We start from the raw sequence: 17,270 nt of genomic DNA, 5'->3' as shown, positions 1-17,270 counted from the left end.
CCAGGCGGGCGAAGGGAACCGTGGACGTCATCATCGAGAACCTGCCGACCTACCTGAGCGGGTTCGGCACGACGATCCTGCTGTTGATCGTGAGCGGGCTCGCCGCACTCGTCATCGGCACGATCGTGGCGGCCATGCGCATCTCGCCGGTCGCGACGCTCCGTACCGTGGCGACGGTCTACACGGAGGTCGTCCGCAACACGCCCCTGACGCTCGTGCTGATCTTCTGCGCGTTCGTGCTGCCCTACCTCGGCTCGCGCATGCCCTACTTCGTCGCTGCGATCATCGCGTTGTCCGTCTACACGTCGCCGTTCGTCGCCGAGGCGCTGCGGTCGGGCATCAACGGCGTTCCCGTCGGCCAGGCCGAGGCGGCGAGGAGCGTCGGCTTGGGCTTCCGCCAGACCGTCTCGCTCGTCATCCTCCCGCAGGCCTTCCGGATGACGATCCCGCCCCTCATCAACGTCTTCATCGCCCTCACCAAGAACACGTCCGTCGCCGGCGGTTTCTTCGTCATCGAGCTCTTCGCCGTCGGCAAGCAGCTCGCGAACGACAATGGCGACGCGGTCATCCCGATCCTGCTCGGGGTGGCGACCTTCTACCTCATCATCACGGTTCCGCTCGGCTTGCTCGCGGTCCAACTCGAGCGGAAGTGGGTGGTGCAGCGATGAGCAACGCCAGTGTGCTGTTCGACGCACCGGGCCCCAGGGCCCGCGCACTCTCCCGCACCCTCTCGGTCATCACGGCGGTGCTCGTCATCGGCGGGCTGCTGTGGATGTTCCTCGTGCTGAACTCCCCGAAGGAATCGGGCGACATCACCCTGCCCGGTATGTTCGACGAGTCGCGCTGGGACATCTTCGCCAACCCCGAGGTCTGGACCTTCATCGGCCAGGGCGTCTGGAACACGCTGCGAGCGGCGCTCGTGGCATCGGTGCTCGCGGTCGCGCTCGGCGTCGTGCTCTCGCTCCTGCGCAGCGCCCGGAACCCCTGGATCCGGATCCCGACGGCCGTCGTCATCGAGTTCTTCCGCGGCATGCCGGTGCTGCTGATGATGCTGTTCATCCTCCTGGTCTTCTCCACGGGCGACTACTGGGCGGTCGTGGGGGCGCTGGCCATCTACAATGGCGCGCTCATCGGCGAGGCCCTGCGAGCCGGCCTGGCCGCGCTGCCCCGCGGCCAGCGGGAGGCGGCGCTGAGCCTCGGCATGCGGCAGCTGCAGTCGAAGATGCTCGTGGAGTTCCCGCAGGCGTTCCGGCAGATGCTGCCGATCATCGTCGCCCAGCTCGTCGTGCTCCTGAAGGACACCTCGCTCGGCTTCATCGTGGGCTACCCCGAGCTGCTGCGCACCACGATGAACAACCTCTCGAGCTTCTACGGCAACCGATATCTCTTCCCGCTGTGGGTGGTCACGTTCCTCATCTACCTCGCGATGAACCTGAGCCTGTCGTGGTTCGCCCGCTGGCTCTCACGCCGCACCGCGAGCCGATACCGGCCCAGCGGCAAGGGCGGGCCGCCGGTGGACCCGACTCAGGGGATGCTGGTCGCCGAGGCGATGGCGGACGCCAACCGGTCGGGTTCGTCGACGGGTGACGTGGCACCGGGCTCCAGACCCTGAGGCGTCGAGTACAGCACCGCGCCCGCCCGCTAGACTCGTTCCTTGTGTCCGAGCCCCGTGAAATCACCGAGCAGGCCGTGCAGTCGGCGGTCGACGCCGCGCTCGCGGCGATCGCCGCGGCCGATGACTCCGCCGCGCTGAAGGCCGTCCGCGCCGAGCACACGGGGGAGAAGTCGACCCTCGCGCGACTGAACGCCGAGCTCCGCAACGTGCCGAACGACCAGAAGGCCGCCCTCGGCAAGCTCGTGGGCGGCGCCCGCGGCCGGGTGAACCAGGCGTTCGCCGCCCGCGAGGCCGAGATCGTCGAGGCCGAGGCGGCCGCGCAGCTCGAGGCGGAGGCGGTGGATGTCACGGCGCTGCCGTCGCGTTTCACGCGAGGCGCGCGGCATCCGCTCGCCCTGCTGCAGGACCGGGTGTGCGACGTGTTCACCGGCATGGGCTGGGAGATCTCCGAGGGGCCCGAGGTCGAGAGCGAGTGGTTCAACTTCGACGCGCTGAACTTCGACGCCGACCACCCGGCACGCGCGATGCAGGACACCTTCTTCGTCGACCCGCCCGAGGCGCACCTCGTCCTGCGCACGCACACCAGCCCCGTGCAGGTGCGCTCGATGCTCGACCGCGAGGTGCCGATCTACGTGCTGGCGCCGGGTCGGGTCTACCGCACCGACGAGTTCGACGCGACGCACCTGCCCGTGTTCATGCAGTTCGAGGGACTGGCCGTCGACAAGGGCCTGACGATGGCGCACCTCAAGGGCACCCTCGACCACTTCGTGAAGTCGATCTTCGGCGAGGAGGCGAAGGTGCGCCTGCGGCCCAGCTTCTTCCCGTTCACCGAGCCGAGCGCCGAGCTCGACTTCTGGCATCCCACCTTCGCGGGCGGCGCACGCTGGATCGAGTGGGGCGGCTGCGGCATGGTGCACCCCAACGTGCTCAAGGCCGCGGGCATCGACCCCGAGGTCTACACGGGGTTCGCCTTCGGCATGGGCATCGAGCGCGGGCTCATGCTGCGCAACGGCGTGCAGGACATGCGCGAGATGGTCGAGGGAGACATCCGGTTCTCCCAGCAGTTCGGAATGGTGGTCTGACCCATGCGAGTGCCGCTCAGCTGGCTCGCCGAGTACGTGGAGCTCGTGCCGGGCACGACTCCCGAAGACGTGCACGCCGCCCTCGTGCGGGTCGGGCTCGAGGAGGAGGACGTGCACACGTTCGAGCTCTCCGGGCCGATCGTCGTCGGCGAGGTGCTCGAGTTCGTCGAGGAGCCGCAGTCCAACGGCAAGACCATCCGGTGGTGCCAGGTGCGTGTCGCGCCCGACGGTGAGACGGCCGCCGACGGCGGCGATGCCGTGCACGGCATCGTCTGCGGCGCCCGCAACTTCTACGTCGGCGACAAGGTCGTGGTGACGCTGCCCGGTGCGGTCCTCCCCGGCCCGTTCCCGATCGCCGCGCGCAAGACGTACGGCCACGTATCCGACGGCATGATCGCATCGGCGCGCGAGCTCGGATTGGGCGACGACCACGAGGGCATCCTCCGCCTCTCCACGCTCGGCATCGACGCACCCGTCGGCAGCGACGCGATCGCCCTGCTGGGCCTGAACGACGCCGCCGTCGAGATCAACGTCACGCCCGATCGCGGCTATGCATTCTCGATCCGCGGCGTGGCGCGAGAGTACGCGCACGCCACCGGCGCCCGGTTCCGCGACCCGGTCGAGCAGACCGCGCCCGTGGATGCCTCGGGCGATGGCTTCTCCGTCGAGATCCGCGACGACGCGCCCATCCGCGGCCGCGTCGGCTCGGCGGTGTTCGCCACGCGGATCGTGCGCGACGTGGACCCGGCGCGCCCCACCCCGGCGTGGATGGTCGCGCGGCTGAAGCTCGCCGGCATCCGCTCGCTCTCGCTGCTCGTCGACATCACGAACTACGTGATGCTCGAGCTCGGGCAGCCGATCCACGGCTACGACCTCGACCTCCTCCGCGGCGGCATCGTCGTGCGGCGGGCGACGCCTGGCGAGAAGCTCGTCACGCTCGACGGCAAGGAGCGCACGCTCGACGTCGAAGACCTGGTGGTCACCGACGACCGCGGTCCCATCGGCCTCGGCGGCGTCATGGGCGGTTCAGAGACCGAGATCGGCGATTCGACGCGGAACGTGCTCATCGAGGCCGCGAACTGGGATCCCGTCTCCATCGCGCGTACGGCCCGCCGGCACAAGCTCCCGAGCGAGGCAGCGAAGCGCTATGAGCGCGGCGTCGACCCCGAGATCGCCGCCACGGCGGTCTCCCGCGTCGCCCAGCTCATGGTCGACCTCGCAGGCGGCACCGCCGACGTCGGCGGATCGCTCATCCACGAGGCGCCGGCACGCACCGCGATCCTCCTGCCCGACGGCTACGTCTCCGGCCTGATCGGCATCGAGTACCGCGACGAGGAGGTGCACGATGCCCTCGCCGAGATCGGTGGCGTCGTCACCCGCGTCGACGGCGGGTTCGAGGTGGTGCCGCCATCGTGGCGTCCCGACCTCACGGGCAGGGCCGAACTCGCCGAGGAGGTCGCACGGCTCGCCGGCTACCACCGCATCCCGTCCGTGCTCCCAGTGGCTCCTCCCGGTCGCGGCCTGACCCGCTCGCAGCGGATCCGGCGCCGGGTCGCCGACACGCTGGCCGCCGCCGGTTCGACCGAGGTGCTGTCGTTCCCGTTCGTCACGGAGGCGGAGAACGCCACGTACGGCAGCGCCGACGGCGCGCCCGTGGCATCCGTGCGCCTGGCGAACGCCCTGGACGCGAACACCGCGCTCCTGCGGCGGTCGCTGCTGCCCGGGCTCGTCGCTGCGGCGAAGCGCAACCGCTCGCGCGGGCTCGTGGACGTGTCGATCTTCGAGCTGGGCAGCGTGTTCCTGCCGGAGGTCGACCGCACGTACGGCACGACGGAGCTCCCGGTCGGCGATGCGCGCCCCAGCGACGCCGTGCTCGAGACGCTGCAGGCGGGCATCCCGCCGCAGCCGCGGCACGTCGGCGTGCTCATCGTCGGCGACGTCGTGACGAAGCAGCCCGGTCAGGCGGCCGTCACCGCCGGCATCGTCGACGCGCTCGACGCGGTTCGCCGGATCGCCCTGGCCGTCGGCGCCGAGATCGAGGTCGTGCAGGGCGCGCATCAGGCGCTGCACCCGGGCCGCACCGCGGAGCTTCGAGTGGCCGGCCGGCCGGTCGGCTACGCGGGCGAGCTGCTGCCGACGCTCGCCGAGGAGTCCGACCTGCCCCGGGTGGTCGCGGTGGCCGAACTCGACCTCGACGCCGTGATCGGGCTGACCGACCCGGGCCTCGAGGCGGGCCGGATCGGCACGTACCCGGCCGCCACGCAGGATCTCTCGCTGATGGTCGCGATCGACGTGCCGGCCGCTGCCGTGGCCGCTGCCGTCCGCGACGGCGCGGGGGAGCTCCTCGAGCACCTCGAGCTCGTCGACGACTACCGCGGCCAGGGGGTCCCCGTGGGCGCCAAGAGCCTCACGTTCGCCCTGCGCTTCCGCGCCGAGGACCGCACGCTGACTGCGGCAGAGGCGAGCGAGGCCAAGCTCGCCGGCGCCGCGGTGGCCGCCGAGTGCGCCGGCGCGGCGATCCGGGACTAGCGTCCGCCCGAGCGGCGCCCATGCAGCGGTCAGGCGCGCCGTGGCGCCCGGGCGGCGCCCGTGCGGCGGTCAGGCGCCGTGGCGCTCGATGAGGCGGTCGAATGCGGCATCCAGTGCCGGGTCGACCTCGCGCCGTGCCGCGTCGGCGTCGTGCCAGTCGACGATCTCCTGCGCGCCCCGCCAGAACGGGATGATCGCCCGGTACTCGGGCACGAGCGACTTCACCTTCGTGTTGTCGAAGACCACGGAGTGCGCCTTGTCACCGAGAAGGCCGGGTCCGTCCTCGGGGAGTTCGCGCGCGATCGCCTCGCTCGCGACGTGCACGGGACGGAACTCCGCCCCGGCGGCGCGGGCGAGCGCCTCGCCGACCTGGTCCCAGGTGAGCACCTCGTCGGACGTGATGTGGAAGGCCTCGCCGACGGCGCGGTCGTTGCCGAGGAGCCCCGTGAACGCCACCGCGAAGTCGCGCGTGTGGGTGAGGGTCCAGAGGCTGGTGCCGTCGCCCTGCACGACCACGGGTGCGCCACGGCGCATCCGGTCGATGGCGGTCCATCCGCCGAGGAGCGGCACGCTGGTGCCGTCGTACGTGTGCGACGGGCGGATGATCGTGGCGGGGAAGCCGCGCTCGCGATATGCGGCGACCAGCAGGTCCTCGCTTGCGATCTTGTCGCGCGAGTACTGCCAGTAGGGGTTCCGCAGCGGCGTCGACTCGGTGATCGGCAGGTGCGAGACCGGCTTCTGGTACGCGGATGCCGACGAGATGTAGACGTACTGGCGGCAGCGTCCCTCGAAGAGGTCGAGGTCGCGTTCGACCTGGGCGGGCGAGAAGGAACGGAAGTTCGCGACGACGTCGAACGTCTCGTCGCCGATGGCGGCGGCGACGGATGCCGCATCGTCGGCGTCTCCCGTGAGGTGTCGCGCCCCCGCGATCGGCGGCCGGTCGGTGCTGCGGCCACGGTTGAGCAGCGTGAGGTCGTCGCCGCGCTCAACGATGCGGGCGCTCGACGCCGAGCTGATGATGCCGTTGCCGCCGATGAACAGCACGCGCAGGGCCATGGTCTCCTCCTCGGGTGGACGCACCCGGGACGAGCGCCCGGTGCCGCACGCCGAGCCTACGCCCGCCCTCCGTCCGGCACGCAGCGGGCCGGTGCGAGCGTTCGTCACACGAATTGCATCCGGTCGAGGTCGGTCGATAGGGTCGGTGCATGTCCGCCGCCCGGTTCCCCAGCTCCGCACGCCTCTCGCGTGTCGTCGAGCTCGGCACCCGACGTCGTGGCGCGCGCCGAATCCCGGCGACCCCTGCTGCGGCCTAGACGGTCTGCCGTGGGCGTCGCCGGAAACTCGCCCCGACCGCTCAGACCCTAAGGTGGATCCATGACGTACTCCGTCGCCGTTTCCGGCGCGTCCGGCTATGCCGGAGGGGAGATCCTGCGCCTCCTCGCCGACCATCCCGACTTCGAGGTGCGGACCGTGACGGCGCACTCCAACGCCGGCCAGCCGCTCGTCGCCGTGCAGCCGCACCTGCGCACCTTCACGCACCTCACGCTGCAGGAGACCACGGCCGAGACGCTCGCCGGACACGACGTCGTCTTCCTCGCGCTGCCGCACGGGGCATCCGGAGCCATCGCCGCCCAGCTCGATCCCGAGACCCTGGTGATCGACTGCGGGGCCGACCACCGCCTCGAACGGCCTGACGAGTGGGCAGCGTTCTACGGCGGGGAGCACCACGGCGCATGGAGCTACGGCGTTCCCGAGCTGCCGCGACTGTCGGGAACCCAGCGCGATCGGCTCACCGGTTCGCGCCGCATCGCCGCCCCCGGCTGCAACGCGTCGACCGTGGCGCTGTCGCTCGCCCCCGGCATCCGCGCCGGCGTCATCGAGGACCGCGACCTCGTCTCGGTGCTCGCGGTCGGTCCGTCGGGCGCCGGCAAGAGCCTCAAGGCGCACCTGCTGGCCGGCGAGATCCTCGGGTCGGCGAACCCGTACTCGGTCGGCGGCGTGCACCGGCACATCCCCGAGATCACGCAGGCGCTGCGGTGGGCGGGCGCCGCCCGTCCGACGATCTCGTTCACGCCGGTCATCGTGCCGATGTCGCGCGGGATCCTCGCCACCTCCACGGCCCGGATCGTGCCCGGCACGGATGCCGCCACCGTCCGCGCCGCCTGGGACGACGCGTACGCGGGGGAGCGGTTCGTGCAGGTGCTGCCCGCCGGCCAGTTCCCGCGCACCGCCGACGTGCTGGGCGCGAACACCGCGCTCATGGGGGTCGCGGTCGACGAGGCGGCGGGCCGGGTGGTCGTGGTGACCGCCGTCGACAACCTCGTGAAGGGCACCGCCGGTGCCGCCGTCCAGTCCGCGAACATCGCGCTCGGCCTCGCCGAGTCGACCGGCCTGCCCGTGAACGGAGTCGCACCGTGACCGTCACCGCTCCCGCCGGCTTCGACGCCGCCGGCATCGCCGCGGGCATCAAGCGCTCCGGCGCCATGGATCTCGCCGTGATCGTGAACCGCGGTCCCTCGAACGCGGCGGCGGCGGTCTTCACCTCGAACCGCGCGAAGGCGAACCCGATCCTCTGGTCGGAGCAGGTCGCCGCCGACGGGCGGGTCGCCGCCATCGTGCTGAACTCCGGCGGCGCGAACTGCTTCACCGGGCCGGAGGGGTTCCAGGTCACGCATCGCACCGCCGAGGCGGCGGCCGGCGCGCTCGGCGTCGCCGCAAGCGACGTGTTGGTCTGCTCGACGGGCCTCATCGGCGAGCAGCTCGACGGCGAGGTCGTGGAGGAGGGCGTGCTCTCGGCCGTCAACCGCCTCTCCGCCGACGGCGGCGGCGACGCCGCACGGGCGATCATGACCACCGACACGCGTCCCAAGACCGTCGTGGTCGAGCGCGACCGCTGGCGTATCGGCGGCATGGCGAAGGGCGCGGGAATGCTCGCGCCCGGCCTTGCCACGATGCTCGTGGTGCTCACGACCGATGCCCACGTGGCATCCGACGTGCTCGACGAGGCCCTTCGCGCCGCGACCCGGATCACCTTCGATCGCCTCGACTCCGACGGCTGCATGTCGACCAACGACCAGGTCACCCTGATGGCCTCGGGCGCCTCGGGCGTCGCGCCGGCGCCGGCCGACTTCGCCGCCGCCGTGACCGAGGCCTGCGCGTCGCTCGCCGTGCAGTTGCAGGAGGACGCCGAGGGGGCGAGTCACGACATCGCGATCGAGGTGCGCGGCGCGGTGACCGAGGACGACGCGGTCGAGGTCGGCCGTTCCGTCGCCCGCAACAACCTGTTCAAGGCGGCCATCTTCGGCAACGACCCCAACTGGGGCCGAGTGCTGGCGGCCATCGGCACGACGAACGCGCCGTTCGATCCGTACCTCGTCGACGTCTCGATGAACGGCGTGCGCGTCTGCCACGCCGGACGCCCCGACGCGCCCCGCGAGCAGGTCGACCTCACGCCGCGGGCCACGCACGTGCTCATCGAGCTGCACGCCGGCGACGCATCCGCCACCATCCTCACCAACGACCTCACGCACGACTACGTGCACGAGAACAGCGCCTACGCGAGCTGACGGATGACCGACGCGAACCAGCTCGAGAACCAGACCGGAAACGACCCGGATGCCGCCGCGGTCGACGCGGCCGCCGCGCAGGCCAAGGCGCAGGTGCTCATCGACTCGCTGCCGTGGCTGAAGCGGTTCCACGGCGAGACGATCGTCGTCAAGTTCGGCGGCAACGCGATGGTGAGCCCTGAGCTGCAGCGCGCGTTCGCCGAGGACATGGTGTACCTCCGCTACGCGGGCATCAGGCCGGTCGTGGTGCACGGCGGTGGTCCGCAGATCTCGTCGATGCTCGCCCGCCTGGGCATCGAGAGCGAGTTCCGCGGCGGTTACCGCGTCACCACCCCCGAGACGATGGACGTCGTGCGCATGGTGCTCTCGGGCCAGGTGAACCGGGAGCTCGTGTCGCTCATCAACGAGCACGGCCCGCTCGCCGCCGGCCTCTCGGGCGAGGATGCCGGGCTGTTCACGGGGCGTCGCCGTGGTGCCCTCGTCGACGGCGAGGAGGTCGACCTCGGCCTCGTCGGCGACGTCGTCTCGGTCGACCCGGCCGCGGTGCACGCGCAGCTCGACGCCGGCCGCATCCCCGTGGTGTCGTCCATCGCCCCCGACGGCACGTCGCCCGGGCAATCCCTGAACGTGAACGCCGACTCGGCCGCGGCCTCGCTCGCCGTGGCGCTCGGCGCGGCCAAGCTCGTGATCCTCACGGATGTCGCGGGCCTCTACCGGGACTGGCCGAACCGCGACTCGCTGGTCTCCGTGATCGACGTACGGGAGCTCATCGCGCTGCTGCCCCACCTCGAGTCGGGCATGATCCCCAAGATGACCGCGTGCCTCGAGGCCGTCGAGGGCGGCGTCGCGAAGGCGGCGATCATCGACGGCCGGATCCCCCACTCGATCCTGCTCGAGGTGTTCACGCAGTCCGGCATCGGAACGGAGGTCGTGCCCGCATGAGCGACATGGACGACCTGAACGAATGGCAGGGGCGCTTCGACCGGCGCATCATGCGTTCCATCGGGATGCCGCTCGCGAAGCTCGATCACGGCCGAGGCGCCCGTGTGTGGGACGACGCCGGCCACGAGTACCTCGACTTCCTCGCCGGCATCGCCGTGAACTCGCTCGGCCACGCGCACCCGGTGTTCGTCGAGGCCGTCACGACGCAGGCCGCGCGCCTCGCGCACGTGTCCAACTACTTCACGACCGAGCCGGCGCTCGAGCTCGCCGAACGGATCATCCGGCTCGCCGGGGCCGCGGAGCACGGACGCGCCTGGTTCGGCAACTCCGGCGCCGAGGCGAACGAGGCCGCGTTCAAGCTCGCGAGGCTCAACAACTCGGGCGGTGCGCGAACCCGCGTGCTCGCGCTCGTCGACGGATTCCACGGGCGCACGATGGGATCGCTCGCGCTCACGGGCAAGCCGCACATGCGCGAGGCCTTCGAGCCGCTCCCCGGCGGCGTGGAGCACATCCCCGCAACGATCGAGGCGCTCGAGCGTTCCCTCGACGACGCCGTCGCGGCCCTCTTCGTCGAGCCGATCCAGGGCGAGGCGGGGGTCGTGGAGCTCCCAGACGGCTTCCTCGCGGCCGCTCGCGAGCTCACGCACCGGCATGGCGCCCTGCTCATCGTCGACGAGATCCAGACCGGCGCCGGGCGCACGGGCGAATGGTTCGCGTTCCAGCACGACGGCATCACCCCCGACGCGATCACCGTCGCGAAGGGCATCGGCGGGGGTTTCCCGATCGGTGGCCTCGTCACGTTCGGCCGCGCCTCCTCGCTCTACTCGAAGGGCCAGCACGGATCCACCTTCGGCGGCAACCCGCTCGCGACCGCGGTCTCGAACGCCGTCCTCGGCGAGATCGAGCGCGCCGGGCTCGTCGAGAACGCGGCCCTGCGCGGATGCCAGATCCGCGATCGCGTCGAGGGCCTCGGGAATCGGCTCGTCGCCGGCACCCGCGGCCGGGGACTCCTCATCGGCATCGCGCTCACCGAGCCCGTCGCCACCGCCGTCGCCGCAGCGTCGATGCGCGCCGGACTCATCGTCAACGCGGCCAACGACTCCACGATCCGCATGGCCCCGCCGCTGATCATCGGCGACGCCGAGATCGACGAGTTCGCCGATCGCTTCGGCCGCGCGCTCGACGCCGTGGCCGCCACGCACCACTGACCCCGAACGACCCGATCCACACCGAACGGACCCGCATGACCCGCCACTTCCTCCGCGACGACGACATCACCCCGGCCGAGCAGGCCGAGATCCTCGACCTCGCCGTGCGCCTCAAGCAGGATCGCTGGGCGGTGAAGCCGCTCGCCGGCCCGCAGACGGTCGCCGTGATATTCGACAAGTCGTCGACCCGCACGAGAGTGTCGTTCGCCGTCGGCATCGCCGACCTCGGCGGCTCGCCGCTCATCATCTCGACGGCGAACAGCCAGCTCGGCGGCAAGGAGACGCCGTCCGACACGGCGCGCGTGCTCGAGCGCATGGTGTCGGCCATCGTCTGGCGCACGTACGGCCAGGCGGGGCTCGAGGAGATGGCGGCGGGCACCACCGTGCCGGTCGTGAACGCGCTCTCCGACGACTTCCACCCGTGCCAGCTCCTCGCCGACCTGCTCACCATCCGTGAGCACAAGGGCGACCCCGCCGGCCTCACGGTCACCTTCCTGGGCGACGGCGCCTCGAACATGGCGCAGTCGTACGTGCTCGCGGGCGTGACCGCGGGCATGCACGTGCGGGTCGCATCGCCCGACGAGTTCGCGCCCGCGGCATCCGTGATCGCCGACGCCGACCGCATCGCGGCCGCCACCGGCGGTTCGGTGACGCTGTACACGGATGCCGCGGAGGCCGCCGCCGGGGCCGACGTCGTGGTCACCGACACCTGGGTCTCCATGGGCAAGGAGGACGAGAAGGCGCACCGCGTCGCCACCTTCGGCGCGTACCGGGTCGATCGCGAGCTCATGTCGCTCGCGGCATCCGACGCCGTGTTCATGCACTGCCTGCCCGCCGACCGCGGGTACGAGGTCACCGCCGACGTGATCGACGGCGAGCAGTCGATCATCTGGGACGAGGCGGAGAACCGGCTGCACGCCCAGAAGGCGCTGCTCGTCTGGCTCCTCGAGCGGAAGGACGCATGATGGCGCAGGAGCGGGACGGCGTGAACGGCCAGGCGAGCGGGGCGGCGAGCGGCGAGCACGGTACGAACGAGGGTGCGCTCTGGGGCGCGCGCTTCGCCTCGGGGCCGTCGCCCGAGCTCGCGCGGCTGTCGAAGTCGACGCACTTCGACTGGCAGCTCGCGTCGTACGACCTCGCCGGGTCGAGGGCGCACGCCCGCGCCCTCGCTGCGGCCGGATACCTCGGCGACGACGAGCTCGCCGACATGCTCGCGGGCCTCGAGACGCTCGAGGCACGCGTCGCGTCGGGCGAGGTCGTCGCCGGCGAAAGCGACGAGGACGTGCACGGCGCGCTCGAGGCGGCGCTCATCGGCATCGTCGGCCCCGAGCTCGGAGGCAAGCTCCGCGCCGGGCGCAGCCGCAACGACCAGATCGCCACCCTCGTGCGCCTCTACCTCAAGGACCACGCCGCGACCATCGGGCAGCAGCTCGTGCACCTCATCGACGCGCTCGGTGCGCAGGCCGACGCGCATCGCACCGCGATCATGCCGGGGCGCACGCACCTGCAGCACGCGCAGCCCGTGCTCCTCGCGCACCACCTGCTCGCGCACGGCTGGGCGCTGTCCCGCGACCTCGAGCGACTCGTCGACTGGACGAAGCGCGCGGATGTCTCGCCCTACGGCGGGGGAGCGCTCGCCGGGTCGACGCTCGGCCTCGACGCGGCATCCGTCGCCCGCGACCTCGGGCTCGCCTCGCCGGCCGAGAACTCGATCGACGGCACCGCGAGCCGCGACGTCGTCGCCGAGTTCGCGTTCGTCGCGGCGATGATCGGCATCGATCTCTCGCGCATCGCCGAGGAGGTCATCCTCTGGAACACGCGCGAGTTCGGCTTCGTCACGCTCGACGACGGCTACTCGACCGGGTCGTCGATCATGCCGCAGAAGAAGAACCCCGACATCGCCGAGCTCGCGCGGGGCAAGTCGGGCCGGCTCATCGGCAACCTCGCGGGCCTGCTCGCGACCCTCAAGGCGCTGCCGCTCGCGTACAACCGCGACCTGCAGGAGGACAAGGAGCCGGTCTTCGACTCGGTCGAGACGCTCGAGGTGCTGCTGCCGGCGTTCACCGGCATGATCGCGACCCTCACCTTCCACACGGAGCGGATGGCCGAACTGGCGCCGGCCGGCTTCTCGCTGGCCACGGATGTCGCGGAGTGGCTCGTCAAGCGCCACGTGCCGTTCCGCGACGCCCACGAGATCACCGGCGCCCTGGTGCGCTACGCCGAGGAGCACTCGCTCGAGCTCGACGCGGTCGACGACGCCGCCCTGGCGGCGATCTCGCCGCACCTCACCCCCGAGGTGCGCGAGGTCCTCTCGGTCGCGGGCTCGGTGGCGAGCCGCGACGGCATCGGCGGAACCGCGCCGGTGCGGGTCGACGAGCAGTTCGCACGGCTCACCGACCGCGTGCGGCACCTCGTCGCAGGGCTTCCGGTGGCGGGTCGCTGAGTCGGCGGATGTCGGAGCAGCTCGTCGCCGTCGCCCGCGAGTACTTCGCGCGAGACTCCGTCGAGCTCGCGCCGCTGCTGCTCGGCGCCGTGCTGTCGCACGACACGGACGAGGGACGCGTGGCGATCCGGCTGTCGGAGGTGGAGGCGTACCGCGGGGTCGGCGAGGATCCGGGTTCGCACGCGTTCCGGGGCATGACCCGGCGGAACGCGGTCATGTTCGGCGAGGCCGCGCACCTCTACGCGTACTTCACGTACGGCATGCACACGTGCCTCAACGTGGTGGCCGGGCATCCGGGCGCCTCGTCGGCGGTGCTGCTCCGCGGCGGCACGGTGGTCGAGGGGCTCGAGCTCGCCCGGCTCCGGCGGGCCGGGGCATCCGATCGCGACCTCGCCCGGGGGCCGGCCAGGCTGGCCGTCGCGCTGGGGGTGCCGCTCGCCGCGAGCGGCGCCGACCTGCTCGCGCCGCCGTTCTCGCTCGAGGTGCCGGCCGTGCCGCTCGCGTTCGAGCGCGGACCGCGCACCGGCGTCAGCGGTGCCGGCGGGGGAGCGGCCTTCCCGTGGCGGTTCTGGGTCCCGGGCGAGCCCGGCGTCTCGCCGTACCGCCGCCACGCGCGCTCGCACGCCTAGCGTCGGTGCGTCAGCGCAGCGCGAGGTGCACGACCAGCGCGGCGGCGCACGCCCAGATCAGGCTCGCGAACGTGCCGATGATGAACCGCTCCCTCGCCTCGGGCGCCTCGAGCTCGGTGAAGCGACCGACGCCCTTGACCGCGACGACGATGGCGAGGCCTTCGGGGAACCCGGCGATGATCGTGCCGGCGGTGGCGACGCGCTCGAGCACGCCGATCGTCAGCCCGCCGCGGAGCACCTCGCGGCGCGCCCCGGTGACGACGCCCTGGCGTTGCTCCTCGGCGGTGGGCCGCTCGGTCACGAGGATGCCGCCGTGCAGGCCGGGTGACACGCTGGGGCCCATGGCGACGTTCAGCGCGGTCGCCGCGGCGGGGCTGCCGCCGAAGACGGCGACCGTGAAGCCGAGCACGGTGACGAGCGGAGCGAACCCGAACTCGGCTGGCGCCGAGATCGAGGCCGCGGCCATGAGGGCGATCCCGAGTGTCACCGCCGCGTACCAGAGGAACGACGTGCGCGGCTTGAGGAAGGCGATCACCGAGAGCGCGGTCGCCGCCGTGAGCGAGAGCAGGAGGGCCGTCCAGGCGACGGCATCGGCGACGGCGACGAGGTTCACGAGGCTCCTTCCGTGCCGCGTCCGGGTGGTCGTGGCTTCGAGCAGTGTAACGAGACACCGGCACGGGGCGCGGTCACTCCGGCGCGGTGCGTTCGGATTCGGCTTCGAGCTCGGCGAGCAGGCGCTCGAGGGCCGGCCGAGCGTCCTCCTCCGCGCGCCACATCGCGGCCTTGAGGCGCGCGCTGACGGCGGCGGCGCTGACGTCGAGCACCGCGGCGGCCTCCTTCTGCTGGTGCCCGGCGCGCATGAGCTCCACGACCTCCCAGCCATGATCGGTTCGGCGCTCGCGCAGGAGCACCACCAGGCGCACGAGCGCCTCGACGTCGGCTGCGCGGGAGGCGAGCTCGGCCGAGCCCGCGGCACGGAGCGCGAACCGTCCGTCGGCCCGCTTCGCGGCGCCGACCGCCTCGCGTGCCGCGATGAACGCGGAGCCGGTGGCCTTCCGCGCCGCATCGGGGAGGGGCATCCGGATGTCGCCGACGCCGACGCCGACGCTCCAGCGCCCGAACCGCGTGGCGTCGAGGACGATCGCGAGCGCCGTCGGCGCCGACCGGGTGACGAGCTGGATCTCGTCGCCCGCCGTTTGGTCGGCCGGGAGCACGAGCTCGTCGGCATAGCGTTCGGCGAGCTCCTCGATGAGGGCGCCTGCCCGGTCGCCCTCGCGCCGGCTCGCCACCTGGTCTGCGGTGATGACGAACATCCGTCCCCCGTTCGATGATCCAACCTTGACCGTCGTCGTTCAAGCGTGTGGCATGAACTCTCTTCGATCAATGATACAGACTTGTGCAGCCGAAATCAATGCTGCGACCTGAAGCCATCACGAGGGGTCGCGCTGGTAGCCTTGCTGGCGTGTCAGACCCCGTGATCCTCGCAACCCAGCAGAATGACCCCTCATTCGAGGATGTCTGGGAGGAGCTCGTCTGGCGCGGCCTCGTGCACGTGTCGACCGACCGGGCCGCGCTGAAGGAGCTCCTCGCGGGCGAGCCCATCACGTTCTACTGCGGATTCGACCCGACGGCGCCCAGCCTGCACTTGGGCAACCTCGTGCAGATCCTCACGATGCGGCGACTCCAGCTGGCGGGACACAAGCCGCTCGGCCTCGTGGGCGGTTCGACCGGGCTCATCGGCGATCCGCGCCCGACCGCCGAGCGCACGCTGAACACGAAGGAGACGGTCGCCGAGTGGGTCGGGTACCTCCGCGGACAGGTGAGCCGATTCCTCTCGAGCGAGGGCGACAACGCCGTGCGGATGGTCAACAACCTCGACTGGACCGCGGGCCTCAGCGCCATCGACTTCCTGCGCGACATCGGCAAGCACTACCGTGTCGGCACCATGCTCAAGAAGGACGCGGTGGCCTCGCGGCTCAACTCCGATGCGGGCATCAGCTACACCGAGTTCAGCTACCAGATCCTGCAGGGGTTCGACTACCTCGAGCTGCACCGCCAGTACGGCTGCGTGCTCCAGACCGGCGGCAGCGATCAGTGGGGCAACCTCATCAGCGGCACCGACCTCATCCACAAGGTCGAGGGCCGGGGAGTCCACGCCATCGGCACCCCGCTCATCACGAACTCCGATGGCACGAAGTTCGGCAAGAGCGAGGGCAACGCCATCTGGCTCGACGCCGCGATGTGCAGCCCCTACCGCTTCTACCAGTTCTGGCTCAACACGGATGACGCCGACGTGATCGGCCGCCTCAAGGTCTTCACCTTCCTGAGTCGGGCGCGCATCGACGAGCTCGCGGAGCTCGTCGAACGCGAGCCCTTCCGGCGCGAGGCGCAGCGGGTGCTCGCGCACGAGGTCACGACCCTCGTGCACGGTGCGGATGCCACGGCGGCGGTCATCGCGGCCTCGCAGGCGCTGTTCGGGCAGGGCGATCTCGCAACGCTCGATCCCGACACGCTCGAGGCGGCGCTCCGCGAGCTGCCGAACACGACGACGTCGCCGGATGCCCCGATCGCACAGCTGCTCGCGGACACCGGCCTCGTCGCCAGCCAGAGCGAGGGCCGGCGCGCCATCGCCCAGGGCGGTGTCTCGCTCGACAACGTGCGGGTCGACGACGAGACCGCCACGCTCGAGGGACGCGTCCCGCGCGGCGGCATGGCCGTCCTTCGCCGCGGCAAGAAGACCCTCGCCGGCGTCTTCGTCGAGTAGTCGCACGACTCGCGCAACGGGCCCCCGATCGACCTCACGTGTCGGCCGGGGGCCTTCCGCATCCCCGGAATCCCGGGCATGCGAGCGCGACACGCCCGGGATGCAGTCCTGAGTTGCACGACTCCCGCATTCCACGTAATGTAATCACTCGTTGCCCCAAAGGTGCGAAAGAGCAGAAGCGCTCATCGGCCTCAAGCGGAACGATTCCAAGCCTCGAACAGAACCTGTTCGTGAGCATGAAGCATTCGGATGCGTCCCTCGGGATGACCGGATGGTAACGAACGAAACAGCCTCGGATGAGGTGCCCGATGGGTGCCGAACCGGGTGCGTCCGTTCCTTGAGAACTCAACAGCGTGCACTATGTTCAATGCCAATTTTTGAACCCTGTCCTCTGCCTTTTGGTGGGGGTGGGATTCCTTTGGATTGATGGACAGTCAGTAATGATTGTTCTCGGTCAGAGATTCAACTCTTGGCCTGCCCTTTTGGGGTGGG

At 71.2% G+C, this 17,270-nt stretch carries 15 protein-coding genes; 12 read left to right on the top strand and 3 right to left on the bottom strand.

Annotation, left to right across the window (positions count from 1 at the left end):
* The first annotated feature begins 20 nt into the window (after positions 1 to 20).
* Genes EV187_RS00075 through pheT form a run of 4 tightly spaced genes read left to right on the top strand, consistent with a single transcriptional unit; the run spans position 21 to position 5,226 of the window.
* Complete coding sequence (locus EV187_RS00075) at positions 21 to 668, top strand: amino acid ABC transporter permease (RefSeq protein WP_130351018.1); 648 nt, start codon at positions 21 to 23, stop codon at positions 666 to 668.
* On the top strand, positions 665 to 1,612 hold the full coding sequence (locus EV187_RS00070) for an amino acid ABC transporter permease (RefSeq protein WP_130351017.1): 948 nt from the start codon (positions 665 to 667) through the stop codon (positions 1,610 to 1,612). Before EV187_RS00075 ends, EV187_RS00070 begins: the two co-directional genes overlap by 4 nt.
* A gap of 44 nt (positions 1,613 to 1,656) precedes the next feature.
* The gene (pheS, locus tag EV187_RS00065; protein ID WP_130351016.1) at positions 1,657 to 2,697 is read left to right on the top strand and encodes a phenylalanine--tRNA ligase subunit alpha; all 1,041 of its coding nucleotides are present in this window, start codon (positions 1,657 to 1,659) and stop codon (positions 2,695 to 2,697) included.
* A gap of 3 nt (positions 2,698 to 2,700) precedes the next feature.
* Entirely contained in the window at positions 2,701 to 5,226 is a 2,526-nt protein-coding gene (pheT, locus tag EV187_RS00060) for a phenylalanine--tRNA ligase subunit beta (RefSeq protein ID WP_130351015.1), read from the top strand.
* Between the two features lie 69 nt (positions 5,227 to 5,295).
* Here pheT and EV187_RS00055 read toward each other — a convergent pair whose 3' ends face one another.
* Entirely contained in the window at positions 5,296 to 6,282 is a 987-nt protein-coding gene (locus EV187_RS00055) for an NAD-dependent epimerase/dehydratase family protein (RefSeq protein WP_130351014.1), read from the bottom strand.
* Positions 6,283 to 6,600: 318 nt separating this feature from the next.
* Here EV187_RS00055 and argC point away from each other — a divergent pair, with 318 nt between their 5' ends.
* The 7 genes from argC to EV187_RS00020 are packed head-to-tail and all read left to right on the top strand — an operon-like array spanning position 6,601 to position 14,014.
* Positions 6,601 to 7,644 carry an N-acetyl-gamma-glutamyl-phosphate reductase gene (gene argC / locus EV187_RS00050; RefSeq protein ID WP_130351013.1) on the top strand — a complete coding sequence of 348 codons (1,044 nt, stop codon included), beginning with the start codon at positions 6,601 to 6,603 and terminating at the stop codon, positions 7,642 to 7,644.
* On the top strand, positions 7,641 to 8,792 hold the full coding sequence (argJ, locus tag EV187_RS00045; protein WP_130351012.1) for a bifunctional glutamate N-acetyltransferase/amino-acid acetyltransferase ArgJ: 1,152 nt from the start codon (positions 7,641 to 7,643) through the stop codon (positions 8,790 to 8,792). The genes argC and argJ overlap by 4 nt, the downstream gene beginning before the upstream one ends.
* 3 nt (positions 8,793 to 8,795) lie before the next feature.
* A complete protein-coding gene (gene argB, locus EV187_RS00040) occupies positions 8,796 to 9,734 on the top strand; it encodes an acetylglutamate kinase (RefSeq protein WP_130351011.1) in 939 nt (312 codons plus the stop codon).
* Positions 9,731 to 10,942, top strand: a complete 1,212-nt coding sequence (locus EV187_RS00035) for an acetylornithine transaminase (protein ID WP_242609357.1) — start codon at positions 9,731 to 9,733, stop codon at positions 10,940 to 10,942. The genes argB and EV187_RS00035 overlap by 4 nt, the downstream gene beginning before the upstream one ends.
* Positions 10,943 to 10,977: 35 nt before the next feature.
* Positions 10,978 to 11,907: an ornithine carbamoyltransferase gene (argF, locus tag EV187_RS00030; protein WP_130351010.1), complete on the top strand. Its 930-nt coding sequence runs from the start codon at positions 10,978 to 10,980 to the stop codon at positions 11,905 to 11,907.
* Positions 11,907 to 13,385, top strand: coding sequence for an argininosuccinate lyase (gene argH / locus EV187_RS00025; RefSeq protein ID WP_130351009.1), 1,479 nt, complete (start codon positions 11,907 to 11,909; stop codon positions 13,383 to 13,385). Before argF ends, argH begins: the two co-directional genes overlap by 1 nt.
* Positions 13,386 to 13,393: 8 nt before the next feature.
* The gene (locus EV187_RS00020) at positions 13,394 to 14,014 is read left to right on the top strand and encodes a DNA-3-methyladenine glycosylase (protein ID WP_130351008.1); all 621 of its coding nucleotides are present in this window, start codon (positions 13,394 to 13,396) and stop codon (positions 14,012 to 14,014) included.
* A gap of 10 nt (positions 14,015 to 14,024) precedes the next feature.
* Here EV187_RS00020 and EV187_RS00015 read toward each other — a convergent pair whose 3' ends face one another.
* The gene (locus tag EV187_RS00015) at positions 14,025 to 14,627 is read right to left on the bottom strand and encodes a hypothetical protein (RefSeq protein WP_130351007.1); all 603 of its coding nucleotides are present in this window, start codon (positions 14,625 to 14,627) and stop codon (positions 14,025 to 14,027) included.
* 73 nt (positions 14,628 to 14,700) lie between these two features.
* Positions 14,701 to 15,327 (bottom strand): DNA-binding protein, encoded by a 627-nt coding sequence (locus EV187_RS00010; RefSeq protein ID WP_130351006.1) that lies wholly within the window; start codon positions 15,325 to 15,327, stop codon positions 14,701 to 14,703.
* Between the two features lie 149 nt (positions 15,328 to 15,476).
* Here EV187_RS00010 and tyrS point away from each other — a divergent pair, with 149 nt between their 5' ends.
* Complete coding sequence (gene tyrS, locus EV187_RS00005; RefSeq protein WP_242609356.1) at positions 15,477 to 16,778, top strand: tyrosine--tRNA ligase; 1,302 nt, start codon at positions 15,477 to 15,479, stop codon at positions 16,776 to 16,778.
* Positions 16,779 to 17,270: the final 492 nt, after the last annotated feature.

Origin of the sequence: Agromyces ramosus (assembly GCF_004216665.1) — a bacterium.
GTDB classification, from domain to species: Bacteria; Actinomycetota; Actinomycetes; order Actinomycetales; family Microbacteriaceae; genus Agromyces; species Agromyces ramosus.
The sequence above is the reverse complement of the archived record's forward strand: the minus strand, read 5'-3'. Positions and strand labels throughout refer to the sequence as shown.

Coding starts and splice junctions, on each gene's coding strand:
- EV187_RS00070 (WP_130351017.1), top strand. CDS start 665: ATGAGCAACGCCAGTGTGCTGTTCGACGCACCGGGCCCCAGGGCCCGC.
- EV187_RS00035 (WP_242609357.1), top strand. CDS start 9,731: ATGAGCGACATGGACGACCTGAACGAATGGCAGGGGCGCTTCGACCGG.
- argF (WP_130351010.1), top strand. CDS start 10,978: ATGACCCGCCACTTCCTCCGCGACGACGACATCACCCCGGCCGAGCAG.
- argC (WP_130351013.1), top strand. CDS start 6,601: ATGACGTACTCCGTCGCCGTTTCCGGCGCGTCCGGCTATGCCGGAGGG.
- EV187_RS00010 (WP_130351006.1), bottom strand. CDS start 15,327: ATGTTCGTCATCACCGCAGACCAGGTGGCGAGCCGGCGCGAGGGCGAC.
- EV187_RS00020 (WP_130351008.1), top strand. CDS start 13,394: ATGTCGGAGCAGCTCGTCGCCGTCGCCCGCGAGTACTTCGCGCGAGAC.
- pheT (WP_130351015.1), top strand. CDS start 2,701: ATGCGAGTGCCGCTCAGCTGGCTCGCCGAGTACGTGGAGCTCGTGCCG.
- argH (WP_130351009.1), top strand. CDS start 11,907: ATGGCGCAGGAGCGGGACGGCGTGAACGGCCAGGCGAGCGGGGCGGCG.
- EV187_RS00055 (WP_130351014.1), bottom strand. CDS start 6,282: ATGGCCCTGCGCGTGCTGTTCATCGGCGGCAACGGCATCATCAGCTCG.
- argB (WP_130351011.1), top strand. CDS start 8,796: ATGACCGACGCGAACCAGCTCGAGAACCAGACCGGAAACGACCCGGAT.